The 16,172-nt window shown below is 49.2% G+C and carries 14 protein-coding genes and 1 riboswitch; all 14 genes read right to left on the bottom strand.

The genetic code is table 11. The features are described from left to right. A complete protein-coding gene (locus ACO53F_RS02125; RefSeq protein ID WP_485137135.1) occupies positions 1–4,620 on the bottom strand; it encodes a Cna B-type domain-containing protein in 4,620 nt (1,539 codons plus the stop codon). Between the two features lie 229 nt (positions 4,621–4,849). After that, a complete protein-coding gene (locus tag ACO53F_RS02130) occupies positions 4,850–5,782 on the bottom strand; it encodes a 2-dehydropantoate 2-reductase (RefSeq protein ID WP_485137136.1) in 933 nt (310 codons plus the stop codon). A gap of 22 nt (positions 5,783–5,804) precedes the next feature. After that, complete coding sequence (locus ACO53F_RS02135) at positions 5,805–6,839, bottom strand: PTS sugar transporter subunit IIC (protein WP_291428266.1); 1,035 nt, start codon at positions 6,837–6,839, stop codon at positions 5,805–5,807. Positions 6,840–6,980: 141 nt separating this feature from the next. Next, positions 6,981–7,274 carry a membrane protein insertion efficiency factor YidD gene (yidD, locus tag ACO53F_RS02140; protein WP_291428268.1) on the bottom strand — a complete coding sequence of 98 codons (294 nt, stop codon included), beginning with the start codon at positions 7,272–7,274 and terminating at the stop codon, positions 6,981–6,983. Positions 7,275–7,278: 4 nt separating this feature from the next. Then, positions 7,279–7,893, bottom strand: coding sequence for a TVP38/TMEM64 family protein (locus ACO53F_RS02145; RefSeq protein ID WP_268442403.1), 615 nt, complete (start codon positions 7,891–7,893; stop codon positions 7,279–7,281). A 183-nt stretch (positions 7,894–8,076) separates the two neighbouring features. After that, positions 8,077–9,171, bottom strand: a complete 1,095-nt coding sequence (locus tag ACO53F_RS02150) for a M24 family metallopeptidase (RefSeq protein ID WP_485137137.1) — start codon at positions 9,169–9,171, stop codon at positions 8,077–8,079. Positions 9,172–9,280: 109 nt separating this feature from the next. Continuing rightward, a complete protein-coding gene (locus ACO53F_RS02155; protein ID WP_485137138.1) occupies positions 9,281–10,774 on the bottom strand; it encodes an amidase in 1,494 nt (497 codons plus the stop codon). Then, positions 10,761–11,474 (bottom strand): ABC transporter ATP-binding protein, encoded by a 714-nt coding sequence (locus tag ACO53F_RS02160; protein WP_485137191.1) that lies wholly within the window; start codon positions 11,472–11,474, stop codon positions 10,761–10,763. Before ACO53F_RS02160 ends, ACO53F_RS02155 begins: the two co-directional genes overlap by 14 nt. A gap of 43 nt (positions 11,475–11,517) precedes the next feature. After that, positions 11,518–12,519 (bottom strand): ABC transporter substrate-binding protein, encoded by a 1,002-nt coding sequence (locus ACO53F_RS02165; RefSeq protein WP_485137139.1) that lies wholly within the window; start codon positions 12,517–12,519, stop codon positions 11,518–11,520. Between the two features lie 21 nt (positions 12,520–12,540). Further along, positions 12,541–13,356: an ABC transporter permease gene (locus tag ACO53F_RS02170; RefSeq protein WP_291453839.1), complete on the bottom strand. Its 816-nt coding sequence runs from the start codon at positions 13,354–13,356 to the stop codon at positions 12,541–12,543. 68 nt (positions 13,357–13,424) lie between these two features. After that, a riboswitch (TPP riboswitch) is annotated at positions 13,425–13,530 on the bottom strand. Positions 13,531–13,728: 198 nt separating this feature from the next. After that, positions 13,729–14,070, bottom strand: coding sequence for a hypothetical protein (locus ACO53F_RS02175; protein ID WP_485137140.1), 342 nt, complete (start codon positions 14,068–14,070; stop codon positions 13,729–13,731). Positions 14,071–14,107: 37 nt separating this feature from the next. Further along, the gene (locus tag ACO53F_RS02180) at positions 14,108–14,464 is read right to left on the bottom strand and encodes a hypothetical protein (protein ID WP_311465878.1); all 357 of its coding nucleotides are present in this window, start codon (positions 14,462–14,464) and stop codon (positions 14,108–14,110) included. A gap of 22 nt (positions 14,465–14,486) precedes the next feature. Further along, on the bottom strand, positions 14,487–15,533 hold the full coding sequence (locus ACO53F_RS02185; protein ID WP_485137141.1) for a radical SAM protein: 1,047 nt from the start codon (positions 15,531–15,533) through the stop codon (positions 14,487–14,489). Further along, positions 15,530–16,078 carry a hypothetical protein gene (locus ACO53F_RS02190; protein ID WP_485137142.1) on the bottom strand — a complete coding sequence of 183 codons (549 nt, stop codon included), beginning with the start codon at positions 16,076–16,078 and terminating at the stop codon, positions 15,530–15,532. The genes ACO53F_RS02185 and ACO53F_RS02190 overlap by 4 nt, the downstream gene beginning before the upstream one ends. Between the last annotated feature and the right edge of the window lie 94 nt (positions 16,079–16,172).

Below are 16,172 nucleotides of genomic sequence, written 5' to 3' on the forward strand. Positions count from 1 at the left end.
CTAAGCTTGACGACGCTTAGTCCCCCATAAGATACCCAAGCCTGTCATGGCCATAAGGCCAGCTAAGGCTAAGGAGAAGGTCTCAGCAGAACCTGTCTTAGGTAGGTCCTTCTTGCCTGGATCTTCAGGACGTTTTGGTTGATGGGTGTTAGTCAAGGTCACTTGATTTACCCCAGTTTGACTGCTTGTGACACTATAACCGCTTGGAACGGCTACTTCTTCCACTGTGTAGACCACTTCTTTGCCTTCTTGGTACTTAGCCAAATCAGCGAAGACGTGGCGCCAGTCATTGTCGGCCTTCAGGGTCACAGGCTCGCCAAAGGCTTTGCCATTGGCATAGAGTTGGACCTGAATTTGACTTGGACGTAGCTTGTCTTGATCGTTTTGGTCATTCCAGACCTTGCGAACTTCAAAGGTCGTTACTTCTGGCTTGTAGTGGTTGGTGATATTGTATGCTTCATAGCTTGGTCGGTAACCCGCCTTGTCTAAGCCAGCATCCACTAATTCCTGTACGGAGTAGCTGATTGCCTTGCCCTTAGCAAATTGAGGGAGGTTGCTGAAGCTATAGGTCCAATTGTTGGCTGCGGTCACGACTTGGCTAGCCACCACTTGGCCGTCAGCATAGAGTTGAACAGTCACAGATTCAGGGCGTTTGCCATCTTGGTTGTTAGCATCGTCCCATGTCTTCTGCCCCTTGACTTCAGTGGTCGCAGGTGTATGTTGGTTGACGATGAGGACATTACCCGGACTTACTTGACTGATCGTGCTAGTATAGCCACTTGGTTGGTCGACTTCTTTGACGCTATATTCAATGGTCTTACCATTGGCCTTCTCAGCCAAACCTGACCAGGTGTAAACCCAATTATCAGCAGCTGTCAAGGTAACTGGGCTACCTGAAGCAACACCGTCAGCATAGAGCTGAACTTGGATTTGACTCGGACGCAAGCCATCTTGGTCGCCTTGGTCTTGCCATTGCTTGGTAACTGTCAGGCTGGTCTGACCTGGCGTATGGCTATTTGTTAGGTTATAGCCTTCTACTTGTGTGCTGTATTCTGCCACCGCATCCTCGGTAATCGTGTAGACCACGGCTTGGCCAGCGGCAAATTTTGGTAAATTATCGAAGCTATAGGACCAGTTATCAGCAGCGGAAACTTCCTTGCTTGCCTTAAGGACACCATCAGCTAAGAGGTTGACCTTAATACGTTCTGGGCGGACACCGTCTTGGTTATTGTTGTCTTTCCAAGTCTTAGTCCCTGAAACGCTCGTGATTTCTGGCGTATGGCGGTTAGTCAAGGTCGTCACGCCTGCCTGTGTCCTTGGTTGATCTGCTTGATAAGCTTCTGGCACGGTTACTTCACGTGCTTGGTAGGAAATAGCTTTACCTTGGGCCTTTTCTGGCAATTGACTCCAAGTATAGGTCCAATTGTTAGCTGCTGTTAGGCTGATTTCATCGCCATATTTTTGATCATCTGCATAGAGCTGAACCTTGAGCTCAACTGGGCGCAAACCATCTTGGTTCTGACCATCATCCCATACCTTTTGAACGGTATGGCTAGTTTGACCTGGCGTATGGCTGTTGGTTACGTTATAAGCCTGATAGCTAGCAGTGTACTCTGCAACGGCTTCTTCTTGAACGCTGTAAGTGATGGCCTTGCCAGCCTTATTCTTAGGCAGGTTGCTAAATTCATAGGTCCAATTGTTGGCCGCGTTAGCGACTGCTGTTTGGCCTGTCTCGACGCCATCTGCTAAGAGCTTGATGGTCACCTGTTCCGGACGGACGCCATCTTGGTTATCATTATCTTGCCAGGTCTTAGTCCCTTGGACAGAAACCGTTTCTGGGGTGTGGCTGTTGGTAAGGTTGTATCCATTGACGCTTGCCGTATAGCCTGCAACGGCTTCTTCAGCCACGCTATAGCTAATGGCCTTACCGGCTTTGTTCTTAGGTAAGTTGCTAAATTCGTAAGACCAATTGTTGGCTGCGCTGGCAACTGCTGTTTGGCCGGTCTCGACGCCATCTGCTAAGAGCTTGATGGTTACTTGGCCTGGACGGAGACCATCTTGATCATCATTATCTTCCCAAGTCTTAGTCCCGGATACGCTAGTCAAGTCAGTAGCGTGGTTGTTGGTGAGGTCGTAGCCGTTGACGGTTGTGTTATAGCCGGCTACTGCTTCCTCGGCCACACTATAGCTAATAGCTTTACCTGCCTTATTCTTAGGCAAGTTGCTAAATTCGTAAGTCCAGTTGTTGGCTGCTGTCGCGGTCGTGGTTTGACCTGTTTCAACGCCGTCAGCTAAGAGCTTAATGGTGATCTGTTCTGGGCGCAAACCATCTTGGTTGTCGCCATCTTCCCAAGTCTTAGTCCCTTGGATAGAGACAGTCTCTGGGGTGTGGCTATTGGTAAGGTTGTAGGCATTTACCTTTGTGGTATAACCGGCTACTGCTTCTTCGGCCACACTATAAGTGATAGGCTTACCGGCCTTGTTCTTAGGTAAGTTGCTAAATTCGTAGGTCCAATTGTTGGCCGCTGTCGCGGTTGTGGTTTGACCTGTTTCGACACCGTCAGCTAAGAGCTTGACGGTAATTTGTTCTGGGCGCAAACCATCTTGGTTGTCGCCATCTTCCCAAGTCTTGGTCCCTTGAACGGAGACAGTTTCTGGGGTGTGACTGTTGCTAATATCGTAGCCATTCACAGTTGAAGTATAACCGGCTACTGCTTCTTCGGCCACACTATAGGTAATGGCTTGACCCGCCTTGTTTTTAGGCAAGTTGGTAAATTCGTAAGTCCAATTGTTGGCCGCTGTCGCGGTGGTCGTTTGGCCTGTCTCTGCACCATCAGCTAAGAGCTTAAGGGTAATTTGTTCTGGGCGCAAACCATCTTGGTTGTCGCCATCTTCCCAGGTCTTGGTCCCGCGCACGTCCACTGTCTCTGGGGTGTGGCTGTTAGTAATATCGTAGCCGTTCACGGTTGAGGTGTAGCCTGTAACTGCTTCTTCGGCCACGCTATAGGTAATGGCTTGACCTTGGGCATCCTTAGCTGCAAGACCAGTGAATTCATAGGTCCAACCATTGGCTGCTGTCGCAGTAGTTGTTTGGCCTGTTTCAGTTCCGTTAGCTAAGAGCTTAATGGTTACTTGTTCTGGACGCAAGCCATCTTGGTTTTCAGCATCGGACCAGGATTTAGTCCCGCGCACATCTACCGTGGTCACCGCTGGTAGGTTGACAACCTGCTTCAGCACGCTCTTATCTGCGCCAAAGTCGCCACCTTGGATCTTAATTTCTTCATTAGATAATTGGTAGCCGTCTGGCGCCTTAATCTCACGCAGGGTATAGGCATCCCGCAACAAACCTGCGACTTGCCCGTTCCCTTGGGCGTCGGTCACAATCTTGCCGACAACCTTTTTGTTGGCATCCCGCACAACTTCGAATTCAGCACCGGCTAAATCTTTGCCTTGGCCATCATGCTTATGGACCTTGACCACGAAGGTATAGCCCTCGGCATTCCCGCCGGCAATTGAGTAACTGTAATCATAGTTAGTATAGGCGACGGTCCCGTTGGCATCATTCATGGCAGCATAGTTGCCAAATTTCTCGCCATCAGCCGCATCATAAGGAATATTGACAGTATAGAGAATCTCAAAACCAGTCTGAGTATCTAAGTCCCCAAAATCAATGGTGAAACCTGTGTTACCTTGGTCCCAAGTGATATTGTAGGAGCCTGCTGCGTTAGCTGCATTTTGGAGCACCCAGCCACCGTTTTGGTAAACCCAGTGTCCCTTAGTAATGGAGACGGAACTTTGATCAATGGCTAGGCCTTCGTCTTTGAGGTAGTCGCGAATGACGACATGCTTACGTTGCTCCCCACGACGGTTAACCGCCACGATATAGCGAATCTTATTAGGCTGACCTGGTAATTGCCAACCAGACTTATCCATTGGGTTCCCCTTAGGAATTGGTGCCCCCTCGAAAGGTACAGAGCCCCCTGGAATTGGTTTATTTTCTACTACAAAATTCAAATCCACGTTACCCTTCTCAGTAACCTCGGCATGGTTAATCCGAGCGTAGAAGAAGAGGTTCCCAGTGATATCCGAGTTGTTTTGGGCATAACTGGTATAGGTCAGGGTAACGGTGCGAGCACCTGGCTGGATGGTAGCATTGGCTACCACATGCTGACCACTAGAGTCACGCACTTCGAAGTTAGATGCTTCGGTAAAGGCCAAGGTACTTGGCACCTCAATTACGGTAGTATCCCCAGCCTTGATAACATTGTTAGGCAGGGTAAAGTCTACATTAATCCGAAAGGCTTCCCACTTCAAGAGATTCTTGGTGATAGGCTTGCCGTCACGTGTAGTGGCGTAAATTCGCGTCACCACATTGGGTACTGCCTTAACATTTGGTGCTTGACGAATGAGTTCATCTAAGTCGACATCACTAGGCAGATCTGGATCCAAGCCTTCCTCAGACTCTTCCGTCGCTTCTGCTTCTGGTTGAGCTTGGCTGTCACCAACTAGGGCTGAGGTTTCTTGGGGTGCTGCAACTTCTTGCGCCCAGGCACTCACTGGTGAGAGCACACTGGAAAGCAATAAGACCAGCAGGGTTAAATAATACTGCCATTTTTTCATGCTATTCCTCCTTACTTTCAATGGAACATTGACAGTTGTTTTTATCTAAGCTAGTGCCTTAACGGACAGGTGGGAGCCTGCTCCCCGAAAAATGGCCCTAGTATTACACGTATCTTACCGTAAAAATCTTAATAAATCAAGGCCATTTCGGTATTTTGAGCCCCTCAGAGTGAAAAATGTTCAGACATAAACACACCGCCTACTCCAAGAGCAGACGGTGATGAATGGCTTATTTGGCACCCAAGAGTAATTCCTTCATATGAACCAGCTGGGTGATAGTGCGGTTAACAGGTGTTGGGATACCAGCTGCTTCCCCAATTCGGGTTACGACCCCGTTGATGTAATCCACCTCAGTCAAACGACGGTTGATAATCAAATCTTGGTACATGGAAGCATGGTGCTCACGAATCTTAAGGGAAGCCGAGATAATGAACTGGGTCAGTTCTGCTGGGTCGAATTCTACCCCTTGGGTTGCGGCTACCGCCGTGAACTCTTGGGCGATAGCAGACACTAATTCTTCCGTGTAAGGATTGTCGAAAAAGCCACCCAGGTCGCATTCCAACAAGGCAGTTGGCGCGTTACCGCAGGCATTTACGCAGGCCTTGCGCCAAATGGCCGCCTTAACATTTTCGCTGTAACTAGCTTGCAAGCCCGCCGCATCTAAGGCTGCCACAATAGCTTGGGTCTTAGCACGAGCACTTGGTGTGTCGACAAAGTTTTGCAGGGACAGGCTACCCACGCCATGCAGTACTGCTCGGCCTGGGCCGTCTAAAGCGGCCGACCAAATGGTAGAGCCCATGACTAGGTTCTCTTCGGCCACATACTGCTTCATGACTAACTCGTGGCCTAATCCATTGAGTAGGCAGACCACTGCGGTGTCAGGTCCGAAGACCGGTTGAATGGCTGATAACATGTCCGCCAACTGCATAGCCTTGGTGAAGACGATGACCACGTCCACTTGTTCGCTCACTTCTTCAGGATAGTAGATAGGAAATTGCTCCACCACTTCCTGACCATTCCAATCGACATGCAGGCCATTTTGGCGGATGGCTTCAATATGAGCTGGCCAGCGGTCGATTAAGATAACCTCTTGGCCACTTTGTTTAAGTTGATAGGCAAAACGGCAGCCCATAGCGCCGGCGCCAGCAATTGCAAATTTCATAGTTTTGTCTCCTTTTCTTTAATTAGATGGTAATACGATAGTTTTCTGGGTCAATCCAGCCCAGACGTGTGACGAAGAGGTAGTCGCTAGCAAAGCCCAAAACAATTGGGGCCACGACGAAGAGCAAGACCGTTACGAGGCCATTCCCGGCTGTCCAGCCCACGATATTGAGGTGGTTGACCGGACCTACTAAACCACTCAGGCCAAAACCAGCTGATAGCGGCGTCCCCTGAATATAGAAGACGGAGGCCAAGAGTCCCATAATGCCCGCGTTAAGGCAGATTGGTAACAAGAGTTTAGGATGGCTGATGATGTTGGGCATGGACAACTTAGGCGAGCCGATGAAGTGGGCGATACAGGTCCCCAGGGAGTTAACGCGACGCCCTGCAATGGCCAAGGCGAAACCACAAGCTACAATCCCTAGGTTGGCTGCCCCTGAACCGACGCCCGCCAAGGAAATGGCAATCCCGATGCCGACAGAAGAAATAGGCGATACAATAATCAAGGCAAAAATAATCGCCAGACAGATACAGAGCGTGGTCTGCTCTAAGGTCAAGAGATGGGCGATAAACTCACCAATCTTACCGGTAATGAGGATGAAGTATGGATAGAGCACACGGCCCAAGCCACCCGCCACAATGACGGTTAAGGTTGGAATGACCAGAATAGCGTAAGCCCCCACCAGTGGGCGCAAGAATTGGATGACTGCCACCGCCAGACCGGCCGTCACACACATGGTGATAATGTCCCCCGTCCCCTTAAGCTGCAGGCCAGACTCTAGGAATTGAAGGGACCCACCTGCCAACATGGTGGTCATGCCGACCGTAATGGTCTCTAGGGGATTGAAGGCGAAACGAATGGCAACCGCCACCCCAATCGCAAAGCCAACAAAGGTATTGGTGGCACTGACAATCTGGGTCATGAAGGCCAAGGCAGGGAAACTTGGCGTTAGGGCCTTGAAGAGTTCTCCTAGGAGAGCCCCGGGAATCAAGGCAGCGATGACCCCTAGGGCGGAGCCGTTTAAGACATTCATTAGGAATGATTTGAAGGATTTCATCATAGGATTTCCTCGCTTTCATCAAGTTTACAAGTACTAGTATACCCTAAGCAAGACCACAAAAAAAGAGGCAGGTCCCATAAATCCCTTCAGGCAGAAAAATAAGCTAGGACCTGGAGGTCCTAGCTTAATCGCTTATTGTTAGTGATGGTGGTGACAGCAACCCTTGGGATGGGGCTTAGGACTGCCATCTGCTAGGGTTGAGCGTCTTAAGGTAAAGTAGTCCGGAACCGGGTCCTTGCCCCCTGCCACAAAGGGATGGCAGCGACTTATCCGCGCTAAGCCCATGATGAGACCTTTGAAGGCGCCGTGTTTTTCAATGGCATGGATAGTATAGGTGGAACAGGTCGGACTGTAGCGGCAACTAGGCGGAAAGAGCGGCGATAGGGCCAATTGGTAGAAACGCACTAGTTTAATGAAGAGCCAACGAAACATCCTATCACCCCTTCTGGAGGAAGGTCCGGAAGAGCCACTGAATGATCTCACTGGACAGGAAGGTGAAAAAGAAGAGGGAAGCTGGCCGGTAGAGCAGGACCATCTTGACGAATTCTTTGAAGGTGATGTTGGACATACCGGTAATCATACAGAAGATATCGTCTGGGAAGATGGGTGCCACGAAGCCGATTTTAAGTAGGCGACGGAAACCTGGGCCATCATTCATTTTGGCGATGTAGTGGTCGTACTGCTTGTCTGACAAGAAGGCCTTGATGAAACTAGATCCGAAACGTTTGCCTAGGAAGAAGTTAATGCAGGAACCAATCACCATGCCCGTACAGTTGAGCAGGAAGCCACCAAAGTGACCGTAGATGACGTCACCAATGACATTGTGTAGGCCCCCGGGAATAATGGGATAGATTGTCTGGGAAATTTGTAATAAGAGGAAGAGTAAGGGACCGAATATCCCCATACTTTTAAGCAGTTCTCCAAAGCCCCCGCCTTCCTTAAAATAAGGCGAACTGGCAATAAAGACTGAGCCCGTAACGGTCAGAATCAAACCTACTACGGTGAGAATTTGAATCAGTTTCCGTTTTTTTTCGAGCGATAGCTTGCTCATAGCGTCTACTCCTTTAAGTCATGTCTCACGGTTGTCACTTAGACAGACCGCCAACAAGTCTACTATACACTAAAAATCTTATTATGTCAGTAATGTTAACTCTTTTTTAGGATTTGATGTCAAAGTAGTCGCCTAGCTAAGCAAAAAGTGGCCAGAGCTCACCATGCCCTAGCCACTCGACTATTAGAATTTCACGTGAGGTTCCACCACAATCAGGTCCTTGCTGACTTGGTTGAGGACTTGACAACCAGTCTCTGTCACCAAGACTAAGTCTTCAATCCGCACCCCAACCTTGCCTGGCAGGTAAATACCTGGCTCGATGGAGAAAATTTGGCCGACTTGGGCCTGAGCTTGGTTGAACTCGGAAACATCGCCTGCTTCGTGGACTTCTCGCCCGATGAAGTGACCAGTCCGGTGGGTGAAGTATTCTCCGTAGCCAGCCTCCTCAATGACCTGGCGCGCCGCCCGGTCAATGCTGGCCAAGGTCACACCTGGCCGGACTGCCTTAATGGCGGCTTCTTGGGCCTGACGCACGGTCTCATAGACCCGCCGAGACTCCTCATCCGGCTCCCCGTAGAAGACGGTCCGGGTCATATCCGAACAGTAGCCCTTGTAAGAAGAGCCGATGTCAATTACCACTGAATCACCCGGTTGAGGGCGGTCGTCATTAGTTTCGTGGTGGGGATCCGCCCCATTGGCCCCGTAGGCAATAATGGGTTCAAAGGAGAAGCCTTGGCAGCCCAAACGCTGATAGATGCCTGCCAATTCGCTGACCATTTCAGATTCTGGTAAGCCATCCGCTACCAAGTTAATCAGGGCTAGGGTCGCCTGATCATTAAGGGCAGACGCCTCTCGCATCAGTTCTTGCTCCTCAGGTGACTTGATGGCCCGCAGGTCATCCACCAAATAAGCAGCATTCACCGGCTGCAAATCTTGACGCTCTGCCATCAAATCCAAGAGAAAATGACTTGGCCAAACCTTATCAATCCCCGTTTTGCCGGGTGCCAGACTTTGGGCCAACCAGCTGATGACTGGCTCCCCATCACGATAGGTCACAATCTCTAAGTCGTGTGCTAAGTCGCTAGCCTGTGGGAAGAGTTGGTTGAGATAGAGTTGATGACGACCGTCAGCTGCCACCTTGAGCAGTAAGAGCCGCTCTCCCGGCTGGGTCTCATAGCCAATCAAATAAGCAATACTTGACGGATCCGTCACTAATTGTTGGGCAATCCCCGCCGCCTTGATCCCCTGAACTAGGGCTTCTAATCGTTCAGCTTGCATGTATACGCGCTCCCTTCTTCTTTCCCTTCTATTATAACACAGGGATTTGCTGGGACCCAAGACAAAGCCATAAGAAAAGGCTGGGAACTCGTCCCAGCCTCGGTGCTGTCTATTCGATAATTTCTGTCTCTAGGACACCTACTGCTTCAAAGGTCGCCGCCAACTGGCAGAGGACCCGTTCCTGGCCCTTGCCGGCCCAAAGCTGGACACCCAGCGGTAGGCCTTCTGACGATTTGCCCAGAGGCAACATGATGGCCGGTTGACCAGCCAGGTTCTGGAGGAAGGTCCAAGGCGTGTAAGCCCAACTTTCCCGCCAACGCTCCATAATGAGGTCAGTGCGAGCCTCCTTGGCTAAGCCCTCCTGATTCAAGAGGCGCTGAGCCATCTCTTGCGAGGCTGCAAAACTCCCATGCAGGGGCGCCGGCCCGTTAGTCCCAGGCGTCAAAAGTAAATCATAGTCCTGGAAGAAATTCTCCATATCAGCCGCTAGCTGATCCCAACGGCCCAGCAACTGGCTGTAATCGGCAGCATCCCAAGGCAAGCCGGCCTGGTAGATGCCCCAGGTCATTGGCTCCATGTCGTCTGGCGTCAAGGCGCGACCCAGACTAGCCTCAAATCCTCGCATCATGGCAACCGTTTCAACAGCATTCATGGTGGTATAATCACGCGCCGCCGCGATGACACCCACTGGGAAGTCAACTGCGACGAGCTCATGACCCATGCCTGCCAATCGTTCTACCGTCTGGCGCAACAAGTTGGCTACATCTAAGCGAACTTGAGGTGTTAGGGGCGAATCCAGCAGATAGGCGATTCTAAGCGGACGCTGAGGCAAGGTCAGGGGCCCAGGACTCATTCGAGGCACCATGTAAGGCGCACTCCACTGTTCCACCTGCAGCCCCTCCAATAAGGTCCAGGTATCCCGGACCGACTTGGTCAAAGCAAAATGTACCGATGCCCCCTGCCAGCCCCGATAGCCGTCGGGGCCAACTGGCACCCGGCCACGGGAAGGCTTGAGGCCAATCAGACCACAGAAGCTGGCGGGAATCCGGATGGAGCCCCCGCCGTCACTGGCTGTGACAATTGGCACCATACCCGACTTGAGCGCAGCTGCTGCCCCACCACTGGATCCGCCCGCATTGCGGGTTAGATCCCCGGGATAGCTGACCGCCCCGGTAAACTGGGCATCGCTAATATTCTTAAAGCCAAATTCCGGCACATTGGTCCGGCCTACCACGATAAAGCCCAAAGCCTGGATGCGTTCTACGAAATAAGAAGTCTGGTTGGCCACATAGTCGGCCATAAGCTGGGCGCCCGCATAGGAAGGCTCACCAGCTTGGAGCTGGCCCAAGTCCTTGAGCAGAATCGGCACCCCAAAGAAGGCAGGCAATTCCTGACGTTCTGACTCTGACAGTTGACGCCAGAGTTGGTCTTGCGCCTGAGCCTGAGCCCGCGCACTGTCGGCTTGGACATGGGCCACCGCATGTAGGCTAGGATTGAGGGCCTGGATATTGTCCAGGGCCCAGTCCACCAATTGGCTGGCCGTCAAACGACCGGCCTTGACTTCTTGCGCGTAGTAAGTCGCATCTTGCTTAAATAAGGGCATCTTCTGGCAGCACTCCTTTGGCTAAATCATCGAGTAGTTGGCGTTTGTAATGAAGAAATTCTGGACTAAAGCCAATAGCTTCAAAGTCTGACTTGTCCAGTTGAATGTCGTGAACAGCTTGCAGGGTCCCTGGCTTGCCACCCATAACGTAGACCTTGTCAGCCAAGATCAGGGCTTCATCCACATCGTGGGTGATGAGCAGGGTCGACCAGCCCATCTGCTGCTTGTAGTGGAGGAACCACTGATGCAGCTGGCGCCGGGTCACCGCATCCAGGGCACCAAAGGCCTCATCCAAGAGGACCCATTGGCGCTTGAAGCAGGCCGTCCGTAGGAAGGCTGCCCGCTGGCGCATGCCCCCTGACAGGGACTTAGGATAGTGCTGGGCCCAAGGCGCTAGCTTGAATTCTTCCAGTAGCTGCTTGGCCTCCGCGCGGGCCTGGGACTTCTTAACCCCCGACACCACTAGGGGTAGGGCCACATTGTCCACCAAGGTCAAATGCTCGAAAAGCATGTCCTTTTGCAGCATGTAGCTGACCTGGCCGGGTTCCAGGGGCTGTCCCGCTAGGCTAATGGTGCCTGACTGGACCGGCAAGATACCCGCGATTAAATTAAAGAGGGTGGTCTTACCGACCCCACTTCGACCCAGGATAGCCACGGTTTGGCCCGTTGCCACCTGAAGATTGACATCTTGGATGACCATTTGCTGGTCGTAGCCGTAGGCTAAATCCCGAATTTCTAGCACCTTACTCCGCTCCTAAATATTCATTGCTAAAGTATTGGCCCTTAGTTAGGTCTGCATCGACCAGTTTGTTGTCGTAGAGCCATTGATAGAAGGCATTCCAACGAGCTGGATCGAATTGACCCCATTTGGCTGGATCGCTAGCATAACGCTCGCTCAACCATTTTTGGGAAGCCACGACGAAATCACGTTGGTCCTTCAATTCTGGGGCCGCTTCAATCAGGATGTCGGCCGCTTCTTCTGGATGTTCCATAGCATATTGGTAGCCCTTCTTGATGGCTGCCAAGACCTTCTTGGCTTGATCTGGGTGGGCTTTGAGATAATCATTGTTGGCAATAATAACTGGTGAGTAGAAGTCCAATTCTGGCGCGATGTCCCGAATTTGGAAGAAGGTGGTGGACACCTTCTGGAAGCCTGCCAAAATCCCGTCCCAGGCATAGTAAACCCAGGCTGCGTCGAATTGGTTATTGGCCAAGCCGATAATGGAGTTGTCGCCATCATTTGGTACTAGGCTAGCCTTGGAGAAGTCCCCGCCGGCCTTCTTAGTCATGTATTCCATCATCTTCAACTCAATTGGGTCATTCCAGGTCCCATACTTGTGGCCTTCTAAGCCCTTAGGATCCTTGATACCGGCTTCTTCCTTAGCAATAATACCGGACGTGTTGTGTTCAATAATAGCCGCTACCGCCGTTACTGGCAAGCCACCCGCAAATCGCTTAGCCAAAGAATCTTGGAAGGCAATACCGAAGGCAGCCTTACCTAGCCCCACTAACTCAGTGGTTGAGCCTTCAGGCGGCCGTTTGATGTCGACTTCCACGCCCACTTCTTTGAAGTAGCCCTTGGCTTGGGCGACGTATAGCCCGGTATGGTTGGTGTTAGGTACCCAGTCTAGAATCAGGTCTACCTTGTTGTCATCACTTGATTGAGCGGCTACGCTTGGTAGTGTGGTCCCAGCCAAAGATAGGCCGGCAAGCAGGGCCGCAAATTTTTTCATCCATTTTTGCATGTGTGTGTCACTCCTCTAATCTTAGGAAATATGGGGAGCCTTGCTTGAGCGCCAAGGCAAGGCGAGTCGTTCAATGAGGGCAACTAGCCCCATGAATATCAAACTCAGTGCTGAAATGAGGAAAATGACCGCGAACATCTTGTCGTAGGCGAAGGCCTTCTTGGTCTGAATCATATAGACACCCAAACCCTCGAATCCCCCTAGCCATTCCGCCACAACCGAACTCACGAAGGCGTATGAGACACTGACCTTAAGCCCGGAAAAGAAGAAATGTAGGCTGGTCGGTATCTTAACATAGCGCAAGGTCTGCCAATGACTGGCTCCCATCATGTTCAGCAACTGCAAGGCATCCTGGTCACAATGGGCGAAGCCACTTAAGATACTCATGATAATGGGGAAAATCGTGGTTAAGACCACCAAGACAATCTTAGGCGTCATCTCATAGCCCAGGGCCAAGACCAAAATGGGGGCAATGGCCACCGTCGGCACAGTCTGAGATACGATTAAGAGTGGGTAGAGGGCCCGGTGGACCCATTTGAAGCGATCCATGATGACCGCCAGAATAAAGGCCAAGACAATCCCAATGCCCAGTCCAATAAAGGCCTGGATCAGGGTCACCCGACTATTGCGCCAGAGGTTAGGGGCATCTTGCCAGATAGCCGCTAGAACCGCCGACGGAGCCGGAATGATAAAACGCGGCAGCATACCCAGCCGAGCCGTCACTTCCCATAAGGCCAGGAGCCCTAAGCCTGTCAGCCAAGCCACACTTGATTCAAACCAGCGATGCACTCTCTGTTTAATGGTTACCGTCTCCTTTCTATTGAGAATACGTAACACCCACTTGCGTTTGGACTCGATAAAAAAAGACCCATCCCGGCATGACGCGCAGGATGAGTCCATCAATCAGATTCAACTTGCCACATCCCTACGTAAGTATTAACTTCATCAGGTTATGAGGGTCCGAGGCAAAGCCCCATCTCAGCCGCAGTCGCGGCTCCCCTTGTGTTACCTCTATATTATATGCAAGTTGATGTAAGAATGCAATTGCGGTGCTTAAGGAAGAAATAAGGTAACTCTTTAAAATAAACTGGTATTTCAACAAATAATCTCTCTTCTAACGCCTGCCACCCTCGGTATGATGATAATAAAGATATTAATTCTAACTATCCGCCAAACCTTCTTCCTAGCAACACTTCCATTATGCTTTAATTAACCCTGCAGCATCTTCATGATGCCGCTATGATCTAGAACCAGGAAGGACATAAAGAGGCAATAGACCAACATGCCCAGCAACAAATAGGTCTCAAAGGGCACTAGTCCCGGGAAGGTGGCTTTGATCCCCTTCCTGTGTCGATAGCATCTGGCCAACCAGCTCAAGCCTAGACCACAAGAGAAGACGGCGAATGGCTCTAAGAAGAGCCGGTAGTTTGAACTGAGCGCCTCTACACTAAATAAGCCGGCTGGCTGAGGTGCAATCACTAGGTAACAGACAAGCGTAAACAAGAGCTGAGCCACCACTAGGGCCCATAGGACTTTTCTGAAGGTTCTCATACCCGCTCACCTCTCCCCTTCTCTGATTAGGCATCATTCAATAAAGTTGTAAGATATGCGTAAGTCCTATTTGATCTAATATCAAAACTGACATGATGACAGCAATCAACAAATGCCCTGTTAACAACATCCCTTCAGCGGGCATAATCACATTCATATTTTCCTTAATTCCATTCTCACGCCGTCTAACTTTTGCTACCCATATTATCAAAAGACCACTAACTACGGTACAAATCGGCTCCAAAAACAGCATATAACGAGGCCCCACTGAATCAATCCCCTTAAATCCGAAATGGGTAATGACTGTTTCAGGTGCGAAAAAGGCAAAACATATAGTAGTAAAGACAAATTGTATGGCCACAATAGTCCAGATTATCTTTCTGAATGACTTCATTATCATCACCTACTCAAGTATACTAGTAGCGAACAACACCATTTTTAATTCTAAGTTTTTCCCACTTAATCTTATCTTCGAATCTTTTATTTATGTCGTTAGCTATTTTTTTGTAGTTCTTCAGAATCTCGCATCTTATCTGTTCATTATTATAAAGGTAAGAACAGTATAGGCAGAAATGAGGAAATCTAGGAATCTCAATTTCAGGGTTCCATTCATGAGCCCTTTCTATAATTCTTTTTGGCCCCTCAATAAATAGCCAACGTTTAAGAAAATCATTATATTGTTTGGAATAGGCCTCAACCATATCTATATCTTTGACGTTACCCAAGTTCATTGATGGTATATATCGGACTGTTAATCCACAGCACCCGATATAATTGCCATTTGGGTCTACCCCAGTAAAGTCAAAAATATTATTACATCCTCTGTCTAACTGAGAATTATCTAAATCTTCATCCTTATACGAATAACATGTATCTTGATGAAATGATACCCATACAGGATTAATTACTTTTAATTTGTCTGTATTTATTCCCATATCCATAAACTCTCGATAGATTTCGTTATTTTTTAACGAATCAAGGTTAAATTTAGACTGCTTTGTTTTTTCTACCGAAATCACACTTGATATTCCCAATCTAGCAGCGGTAACCGCTGCTAGAATAGCTAGGTTTGCGTCAACAAATTCTTGATGATTATCTCCAGTCGAAATGTTCAATTCTGCTAAGCCTGCCTTAATTAATGTACTCAACTTTTCTTCCGCTATAGTCTTAGTCTTTGCCCAAAAACCATTTGATACAATTCGGGAAGGAAATCCTTTTTCTTTGGCATATTGAATACCTTTTACCAAGTCACTACCAAGTAAAGTACATTCACCTCCTGTCCATACAATATACTTTATTGATTTGAATCTCGTCGCGTTATCAATCACGCGTTTAATATCCTCTAGATTTAACCGATCAACTGATGACGGACCACATTCAAAGCAGCATTCTCTACATTCGGCGTTACATCTGTAAGTAGTTATTAAACACAGACAATCAGGGACATGGCTCTGTGATTTCACACAAATTCCCCCTCCAAACTGGCTGGCGCTAAAGAAACTTTCACCCAATTTTGAAGTGATTCATTCACCTTTTCCGCAAAACTAGCATTCCCCATAACTGCAGCAAGTTCTACCGATACACCTAGTATACTTTTTTCGTCTTCATTGACTTTTAGTGTGCCAATTATGCCAGCAATTATAGCTACAACTGCCGCAATAGCAATACCAAACTCCGTCCATCCAATGACATGAGTATTAACGCACCAATTATTGTCACAGTCGCGGTATACATCTGGGCCTTCATTTGTAATTAAAATGCTGTTTGGCAATACCTTTGTAGTTCTGAGGTAATCAATAAACGCTTCTACGTCACCCTCTTCAACATAGTTTTGAAGTTTCTCATCATTCAATAATTTTATAACCATACCATACAGATTACTATCACTCACCTGTTCCAGTTCATCATGCACCGTTTCATATTGGTTCTCAATTTCAAACTTATTGTTAATTACTTGTGCTGAATCCGTCTGGAAGTCTCCAAAAATTCTATCTCGATTCTTTCTCATAAATAGCATCTCCGTTCGCTTCTATAAGCAAAATATATAAACGCTAATCTTGAAACTATAATATCACCCGTTTTGCCCAAAAACCTCCTCGCTC

The organism is Abiotrophia sp., from assembly GCF_057275535.1.